At 58.8% G+C, this 4,340-nt stretch carries 1 protein-coding gene; it reads right to left on the reverse strand.

Annotated elements, in window-relative coordinates:
* The coding region (locus BTA51_RS28685) for a DUF6531 domain-containing protein (RefSeq protein ID WP_141215701.1) at window positions 1-4,325 on the reverse strand (4,325 nt) is incomplete at its 3' end.
* Window positions 4,326-4,340: the final 15 nt, after the last annotated feature.

The raw sequence follows: 4,340 nt of genomic DNA on the forward strand, positions 1-4,340 counted from the left end.
CCCAGAAGCCCAATCGGATCCTGGTTAATAAACCGCCCACATCCCGGATCATAGTAGCGGAAGCGGTTGTAGTGTAATCCGGATTCTTCGTCAAAATACTGACCCTGGAACCGTAGGTTGTTCTCGACCTGCTCCACATCCGCCAGTGCGAGGTTGCCGTAGGCGCGGTATTGGGCGGACCAGACGATGTCCCCTTGTGGGCCGGTGATTTCCTGTGGCGTGCCCAGGTGGTCGAGGTGGTAATAATAGATGTCGTCATCCTGGACGAAGGACAGCGGTTTGAAGGTGTTCGGTTCGAAGATGTAGGTCTTGTGCTTTGTCCGCTTCCCTTGTTGGTAGTGCGTTTCGCTCAGCAGGACATCATCGTTCCACAGGAAGGTGGTCTTTTGCGCTTGGCCAATTTTGGCGATACGGCGGCCCAGGGCGTCGTACTGGTATTCGGTCACTTTCCCCTGGTGGTTGACGGCAACCAGTTGATTGAGGCCGTTGTAGGTGTAATCGGTGACCAGTTTCTGGTCTTTGCCGCGACGTGCCTGGGTGCGATTGCCGTGGTCGTCATAGGTATAGTGACTGTCGCCATGGAAGTTGAGGCGATTGTTGGTCACTTGTCCCGGTTTGGCTTCTTCGCCTTGACTGCTCAGCACGTTGCCGGCCGGGTCGTGGACGAAGGTTTCCGGTTGTGGGCCCTGGACCTGGACCAGCCGGTCCACCGCATCGTAGTGATACTCGGTGGTACCCCGGCGTTGGTCGTCGATCCGGCTCAGTTGGCCGCCGGCGTTGTAGTGGTATTGCCTGGCGCTAATCGCGTCAGCGGTATTGGCCTTGAACAGACGCTGTTCCAGCAGGCGGCCCTGGGGGTCATAATGCTGGCGGGTCAGCAGCTGATTGCCGTGTTGGCGTTCGATCTCCCGTCCCAGATCATCACGGGTGAAGCCGACGATCTGCTGGCCGTTGAAGTGGATGGCCTGGGTGTGGCCGGCGCTGTCCCACTGATAGTCCAGTTGCTCCCCATCCGGCAGGGTGCTGCGGATACGGCGGCCCAGGGCGTCGTACTCGTGACAGATCACCTGTCCGTTCTGATCCACCTGGGTCATGCGCCCGGCTTTGTCGTACTCCCACTCCAGGGCACTGTGGGCATTTCCAGCCGCAATCAGACGTCCAGCTTTGTCATAGGCAAAGCGTTTGAGACATTCACTGGTGGGTTGGCCGTGCTCGATGTCCAGCCATTGTTCCTGCAGGCGCCCCTGGGGGTCCCTGACATAGCGGATCCGGGTCAGGCAGGTGCCGGTATCTCCTTGCTCCTGTTGGTTTCCTGATGACCGTGGTCGATGCTCTTCACTGGCGATCAGGTGACCCAGAGCATTGTATTCATAACGCTGTTGACGACCATCGAAGCCGATCTCCTCGATCAGGCGTTCATTGAGGTCATACTTGAGCTGGTAGTGGTCCCCGTTTTCATTGGTCAGGCCGACGAGGTTACGCTCACCGTCGTAGTGGTAGTGCAGCTCGTGTCCCAGCGAATCTTTGCGTTTCACCACCTGGGACAGGCCGTTGTAGGCATAGCGGGTGATGCGGCCATCGGGCTTCTGATGCTCGGTCATCAGTCCCAGGCCGTTATAGCGGAAGTGTTCCTGCTGCCCGTCCGGGGTGTCGATGCGAATGCACTGGCCACCGGGATTATAATGGTACTCGGTGCGGGCACCATCCGGCAGGGTGATACTTTTCACCTGCCCCTGAGGCGTGTATTGATAGCGAACGTGCTGTCCTTGTGGATTCCGGATCGCCGTCAGCTGTCCCTGGTGATCCCAGAGATAGCGCCAGGTGTCCCCCAACGGGTTGGTCATGGTCAGCGGCAGGCCCAGCTCGTTGTATTCGTAGGAGACGGTTTCCCCTAACGGGTTGGTTTGGGTTTTGAGTAACCCGTGCTCCGTATAGGTTCGACGCCAGGGCTGGTCCAATGTGTCCAGGGCTTCGACCACCTGACCGGCGCTATTGCGCTTCAGGGTCAGCGTTTTCCCTTCGGTATCGATGACTTGGGTTAACTGTTGCTGATCGTTGTATGCGCGTTTCTCCACCTGCCCCAAAGCGTTGGTCGTGGTGGTCAGGTTGCCATGGTCGTCATAGTCGTAATGGGTTTCACCACCTTCCTGATTGCGGTGATAGACCGGCAGCCCCAGCTCATTGAAACGATAGTGCTCCACCCCGCCCCGGGTATCCGTGACCGCCACTTCACGCTGATCCGGCTGCCAGTCAAATGTGTAGTCGTAGGTGGGCACGCCCTGCACATGGTCGCCCCAGTTTCGAAGACAGCGGGCGGCGGGGGTGTTGTCGCTCCAGGTAAAGTAGAAGCGGTAGCCGCTTTTGAGGGTACGACGGGCAATCTGGTGATTCCGGTAGGCATAGTGTTCGGCCTTGTCGTTGGCATCCCCGGCCTGAATCAGGTCGTTCTGCTCATCGTAGTGATAGCGCACCTGGGTCTGGCTTTCCCCTTCCGGAGAATGCCAGTCCACTTTGATGATATGCGCGCCTCGGTATGACAGGGTCCAACGGGCCCCGTGATCGGCGACAATCTCGGTTAACCGGTGCTGCTCGTCATATTTCAGTGAGACCCCGCTGTCGAATGCGTTGCGTACCGCCGACAGATGGACCTGCTGTCCCTCCCGGTGGCCGAAGTAACGGATCACCCCGGTACCGCTACTGGAACGAAGGCTGAAGTGGTGCGGTTCATGACAGGTCAGCGTCAGTTGTTCACTGTGATGGGTGACCGACGTGCCCGGCTCCGGCAGGATAAACTGGACCAGACGGGCCTCAGCGGTGTGATAGACCAGAGTTCCAGAATCGGTGTAGACCAGCTTCTCGGCAAACGAGTGGGTCCAGCCATGCCCCAGGCCGATATCGTCCCGGTGGCTGCTTTTATATTTCCGTTCCCAGGTGAGCGGACAGGGGCCGTTCAAGGTGAAATCCGTGAGGGTCAGGATTTCCTCACCGGTGACCAGACTGATCGGTTCACCACCGGTACAGGTGCGGGCATCGGCCGCACAGGTGTCACCGTTTTTGTTGGTGCCCGGTTGATTCTCCGGCGTGACCGGTTCCTGATGGGCCGGCGATGACGGAGTTTCCGGCTCCGCCACTTTCTTCGACGAGGGCGGCGGCTCGACCACCCGGCGTTGCGGCGGCAGGCTTTCCACGCCGGTTTGACCGTTCAGCCATTTCTGGTTGGGAGTTACGTGCACCTTCTGCGCGTTCTTCAGCTCTCTGGCCAGATCCACCATCATGTCGATGGCTTTGGCGGTAAAGGGACCGATGCGGCTGGCCCGGGCGACTTTGACGCCTTTGGCCCCGGCCTGGGCGGCACGTCGGGCCAGGTTCCCGGCCCCACCGGTGGCCATGGCCAGCAGGACTTCCACCCCCACTTCCGCCACAATGCGCACCCCGATGGTTCGGGAGTCCCGATACGGAATGGTTTCCCAGAGGCTTTCCAGGTAGTCCATGATCAGGCGTTGGCTGGTGGGGTCCTTAATCAACTGTTCAAAGACGGCATAGCCCTCTTTGGCCTTGGCCACCAGCTTTTCTGCGCTGTCCATGGCATCCGCCACTTCAATCCCCAGCGCCTTCAGATCCTGCTTGATACCGTCGATGTCGCCGGACAGCAGTTTCTGCTGGAACTGCGCCACCACCACCGAGACATCAAACATCAGGACGAGGCCGTCCCCGGCGATTTCAATGGTGAATTTCAGGATATCCCAGAGTCCGACGATCAGGTCGGCGATGGTGTCCACCGCTTCGGCTGCCACATCATAGGCTTCCACCAGCTCACGGCTGATGAAGGAACGGCTCCAGTGCAGGCGGTCGACTTTGTCCTTGCCGGCCCAGCGGGCCAGGATGTCCAGGGCGAACTCTTCGGCCAGATCGTCACGCAGGGAGGATTGGGGGGAACCGGTGGTGGCTTTGTCGTGGTGGTTGTAATAGATGGGATCGTCAAAGTTGCCCATGCGCAACGCCAGCTCGCGATCCACTTGAAAGACTTTGATTTGGCCCGACAGGATCAGGTCTTCCAGAGCGTCCTGCACCCAGGCGTCAAAAAAGCTGTCCGGCGGGGTTTCACCGACCAGTTGGAAAATATCATGGATTTCATCGCGGCCCATGAAGCGGGTCAGCAGGCTGAGCTCGGAACTGGCCTGAAACAGATCACCGGAAAACCCTTCGCGCTTGAGAATGAGCCAGTAGGAAGGCTCATAATGATAAGGGGCAAAAATCCAGTATTCGCCGCCAATGCGGTAGCCCCTCAACTGATGATGCGCGAGGATCAGTTCCTGCAGTTCCATATGAAAATTCCCTGT

Source organism: Hahella sp. CCB-MM4, from assembly GCF_002260525.1.
Taxonomy (GTDB): domain Bacteria; phylum Pseudomonadota; class Gammaproteobacteria; order Pseudomonadales; family Oleiphilaceae; genus Hahella.